This window comes from Massilia sp. CT11-108 (assembly GCF_047302915.1).
Lineage (GTDB): Bacteria > Pseudomonadota > Gammaproteobacteria > Burkholderiales > Burkholderiaceae_D > Telluria > Telluria orientalis.
On sequence record NZ_JBKYMO010000600.1, the window covers coordinates 1 to 2,992 of the forward strand.

At 64.1% G+C, this 2,992-nt stretch carries 3 protein-coding genes and 1 pseudogene; 2 read left to right on the forward strand and 2 right to left on the reverse strand.

All coding sequences use genetic code 11. From position 1 onward, the window contains the following. A partial coding sequence (locus tag ACEN88_RS28080; protein WP_413344943.1) for an alpha/beta hydrolase occupies positions 1–722 on the forward strand: 722 nt, incomplete at its 5' end. A gap of 56 nt (positions 723–778) precedes the next feature. Here the strand turns inward: ACEN88_RS28080 and ACEN88_RS28085 are convergent. Beyond that, positions 779–1,672, reverse strand: a complete 894-nt coding sequence (locus ACEN88_RS28085; protein WP_413344945.1) for an NAD(P)/FAD-dependent oxidoreductase — start codon at positions 1,670–1,672, stop codon at positions 779–781. 172 nt (positions 1,673–1,844) lie between these two features. Here ACEN88_RS28085 and ACEN88_RS28090 point away from each other — a divergent pair, with 172 nt between their 5' ends. Continuing rightward, positions 1,845–2,495: a TetR/AcrR family transcriptional regulator gene (locus ACEN88_RS28090; protein WP_413344947.1), complete on the forward strand. Its 651-nt coding sequence runs from the start codon at positions 1,845–1,847 to the stop codon at positions 2,493–2,495. Positions 2,496–2,614: 119 nt separating this feature from the next. On the opposite strand, the pseudogene ACEN88_RS28095 reads toward ACEN88_RS28090, so the two are convergent. After that, positions 2,615–2,992, reverse strand: a pseudogene (locus tag ACEN88_RS28095) (sodium transporter); the annotation flags it as partial.

The following is a 2,992-nucleotide window of genomic DNA, read 5'->3' on the forward strand; positions in this document are numbered from 1 at the left end:
GGATCGGGCGGCGCGAGGCGGCGCGCGACGGCGTCATCCTGTATCTCCACGGCGGCGGTTTCGCGGTGCGTGCGGCGGCGGCCGATCGCCGTTACTGTGCCGGCCTGGCGCGCCGTACCGGATGTCCCGTCGTGCAGGTGCCGTACCGGCTCGCGCCCGAGTTTCCATTCCCGGCGGGCCTGGACGACTGCTGCGCCGTCTACGCCGGCCTGCTTGCCGCCGGCATCCCGGCGCACAAGATCGTCGTGATCGGGCATTCCGCCGGTGCGAACCTGGCGCTCGTGCTGCTGATGCGGGCGCGGAACAACGGCTGGCCCCAGCCGGCGGGCTGTATCCTGCTGTCGGCGCCGATCGACCTGACGGCCGGCAGTCCGTCCGCAGCCGCCAACGCCGCGCGCGACAGCATGCAGTCACCGAACATCTGGCCATGGGTGAGGATGACGTACCTGGGAGGCGTCGCGCCGGACCACCCGGACGTGTCGCCGCTGTTCGGCGACTGGGCGGGACTCGCGCCGCTCCACTTCCACGTGTCGGACACCGAGATCATTCTCGACGACAGCACGCGCGCGGTCGAACGCGCGCGCCGGGCCGGCAACCGCGTGACGCTCACCATCTGGCACGACGTGCCGCACAGCTTTTATTACATGAACGCGCTGCGCGAGGCGTGGCGGTGCCGGGCGGAGGTCGTCGCGTTCATCGGCGCGGCCTTGCGGCGGCGATAAAAAATGTCCGCTGTTCAGCGGAGATCCTGGCTTGGGCAGGGAGGGAATCGGTGTCCTCAAACCAGCATCGACTGCTGGGCAAAGATGCCCGCCATCGCGCCTTGCCATGAGGCCGTGGTAACCGAGGGCATTTGGGGATTGGCGAGGTCGCCTGCGGCGTAGATGCCCCGCATGCTGGTTTCGCGGCGCTCGTCGACTTTGAGGGCGATGCCCTGGGGCGTATCGACCGTGGCAAGGCCCAGCGATTCGTGCAGGCGTGCGGATGGCTTGTTGCGCGGGTGCGCGAACAGGATGTCGACCGCGACCTGGGGGCCGGCATCGACTTTGACGATGGTGTTATTGCTCTCGTGACGGTCGATCTCGGTGATGCGGCCATCGACGGCCGGGATGCCGCGGCGTGCCAGATCTGCCCGGATCTCCGGTGGAATGTCATGGCCATCGGCGAAGACCGTCAGGGTGTCGGTCCAGTCGTGATACAGCCTGGCATAGTTATGCGACGGGGGGCCGGACCAGACGAGGCCCCAATGCCGGCCGGCGACTTCAAAGCCGTCGCAATAGGGGCAAGGCACGATGGAGGTACCCCAGCCTTCGGCGAAGCCCGGAATACCAGGCATTTGATCGGCGACGCCGTAGCTCAGGATCAGACGGCGCGCCTTGAGGCTTTCGCCATCGCCGGTGAGGACGGAGAAATCGTCCATGGTGCCAGAGACGCTCTCGGCGCGGGCATTGACCAGTTTGATCATGGGATAGCGCGCCAGCTGTTGCCGCGCCTCCGCCAGGATATCCTGCGGCGGCTTGTGGTCGTGGCCGAGCAGCCCATGCGAATGGCCGGCGAAACGATTGCGGGGCAGGCCGGTATCAAGAACCGTGACCGTGCGGCGGGCACGACCAAGCTGCAGCGCGGCGGCGAGGCCGGCAAAGCTGCCGCCGATGATGATGACGTCATTCATGGTGGTGGGCTCCGTGTTGTCGATGGTTGAGGCTGACTTTGCGGTGGAATGCGCTTGGGCGAGACCGGTGGTGGGAAGCGCGGCCAATTTCGATCACAGTGGTTCGCAAATTTCCGATACCATGCAGTATCTTAGATCGTGAATTAAGATACTGTCAAGTACTGGAAACGACGTGAACGAAAAAAAGCACGGGCGCCGCGGCCGTCCCGCCAACGAAGCACTCGGCCAAACGATAGTCAGCGCCGCAAACGAACTCTTTGTGGAGCTGGGGTTTCAAGCGACGACAATGGACAAGGTCGCCCAGCGGGCGAAGATATCCAAGCTGAGCATCTATCGGCATTTCGACAACAAGGAGGCGCTGTTCAGCGCGGCCATCACGGCCGGCTGCCATCAGTTGTTTGCACCACAGGCCATTCTTGAAGGCGCCGACGGTTCGGCCGAAGATCGACTGATGGCGGTGGGATCATCCCTGCTCCGCACGCTGTTGAGACCAGACGTCCGCAGTGTCGAAGCCATGGTCATGGCCGACAAGACGAATCAAAGCTCGTTAAGCAAGCTCCATTACGAAGCCGGCCCCGCCCATGTCATTGCCCAAATCGAGGCCCTGTTGCGTCAGTTGCACGCGAAGGCGCTTCTGAACGTGCCCGATCCTCGCGGGTCCGCCCGCCTGTTTGCCGCGCTTTTCAAAGGATCCGATCTCCTGATGATCGTACGCTTCGATCAGGCGAGAGCAGCGGACGACAGCGAAATCGAATCCTACTGCCGTTCGGCCGTCACGATGTTCATCGCCGCGCACGGTGGCAACGACCACGCGGGCGGATGACCGAAGCTGCAGCGTAGTCCAGCGAAGTTCGGTGCTGGAGTCATCCTGAAATAAAAAAGGACAGCCTGGGGGGCTGTCCTTTGCTAGCCCGCAGGCTGCCTTCTATTGCTCCGAGAGTTCTACCACCACATGCCGTAGATCGTGGCCAGCACGACGCAGATGACGGCCGAGCCGAGGGCGAACGCGCCGTCGACCTTGAACAGCTTGGTGTCGACGATCAGCCCCTTCACCTTGCCGCGGGCGAACACGGTGCTGAGCAGGACCATGCCCGCGACCACCAGCCAGAACACGATGAACATGCGGTCCAGGAACGGGATCTCATACACGCCCGAGCCGTTGTCGTGGGCGAAGCCGATCGGGGCGAGGAAGGACAGGTCCATCATCCCCGGCAGGAACTTCAGGATGATCGAGAACACGAGGCCGCCCACGGTCGCGAACATCGCGGCGCTGGACGTGGTCTTTTTCCAGAAGAAGCCCAGCAGGAACATGGCCAGGAT